Origin of the sequence: Micromonospora sp. KC207, from assembly GCF_004348615.1 — a bacterium.
Classification (GTDB): domain Bacteria; phylum Actinomycetota; class Actinomycetes; order Mycobacteriales; family Micromonosporaceae; genus Micromonospora.
In genome coordinates, this window is record NZ_SMKJ01000607.1 from 1 (window position 1) to 1,055 (window position 1,055).

Here is a 1,055-nt window from a genome sequence, read left to right on the forward strand (position 1 = left end):
CGAGCCGCCCGCCACGACGTCCACATCGTCACAGCTGCTACCAGCAACAAGCCGAACAGCAACACCAAGAAAACGAAGACCTCGAATAGCCCGAGGCCACGACGCAAGGGTTAAAGATCAAGTTAGTAGTGCTTTGTTGGGTCGGTGTGTCGAGGGTGGTTGGAGCGGTTCAGGGTAGGTCGATGTTTCGGTGACCCCTGACGATCCTTCGGTTGTGCGGCAACTGCTTGAGGCGTTCGCCGCGGACGTGTTCACCCCGTTGGTTTCGGTCGGATCAGCGGGTGAAGGGTGGGACGTATCTGCGGGGGCTGTTGCTGGACGGGCGGCGCAAGTCGATGCAACCGATGGCGCAGCGGCTCGGGGTGGATCATCAGGGGTTGCAACAGCGAACTGCCAGATCGGGGTGAGTGTTCACGCGGTCACCGACGTCGCGTCGTGCCCCCTCGATTGGCGGTTGTTTCTCCCGACCTCGTGGGACGACCGGGCCGTTGACGAGGCTGACGGGGCTGGGGTGGCCGCCCGTCGGGCCCGCTGCGGGATCCCCGGGCAGGAGCGGCATCGCCCGAAGTGGGCGCTGGTGGTGGACCTGCTCGACAAGTTGGCAGAGGACGGGCTGCGTCCGCCGCTGCTGGCCGCCGACGCCGGCTACGGCGACGACAGCCAGTTCCGCAGCGCCCTGGACCAGCGTGGAATCGGCTACATCATGCGGGTCAAAGGCGACGCGCTCCCAATTCGTCTTTCTGCGGATACGCCCGGCCGGGCACCGCGTCGCCCGCGACCCGGACGGGCTTCTGGCCGGCGATGGTGGTGAGGGCGCGAAGCACTGGCTGCACGTGCTCACCGAGCTGAAGAACCGCGGCGTCGCTGACGTGCTCATGCTCGTCGGTGACGGGCTCAAGGGGCCTGCCGGACGCCGTCGCGACGCAATGCACTACTCGGTCACCGACGCAAAGCGGAGGTAGGCGCGGTGCGGGCCGGACCAGCCGGAGCCGAACGAGCTGTCTGGCTGCCCCTGCGCGTCGAACACCACCACGTGCAGCTCGCACGTGTAGAGA

The 1,055-nt window shown here is 66.7% G+C and carries 2 protein-coding genes and 1 pseudogene; all 3 read left to right on the forward strand.

The window, feature by feature from the left end; all coding sequences use genetic code 11:
* Positions 1 to 281: 281 nt before the first annotated feature.
* Positions 282 to 407, forward strand: a complete 126-nt coding sequence (locus E1258_RS36090) for a transposase (RefSeq protein ID WP_371688722.1) — start codon at positions 282 to 284, stop codon at positions 405 to 407.
* Entirely contained in the window at positions 404 to 811 is a 408-nt protein-coding gene (locus tag E1258_RS32790; RefSeq protein ID WP_371688723.1) for a transposase, read from the forward strand. Before E1258_RS36090 ends, E1258_RS32790 begins: the two co-directional genes overlap by 4 nt.
* Positions 810 to 902 (forward strand): annotated as a pseudogene (locus E1258_RS32795) (transposase); the annotation flags it as partial. The gene E1258_RS32790 and the pseudogene E1258_RS32795, both read left to right, overlap by 2 nt.
* Positions 903 to 1,055 lie beyond the last annotated feature (153 nt).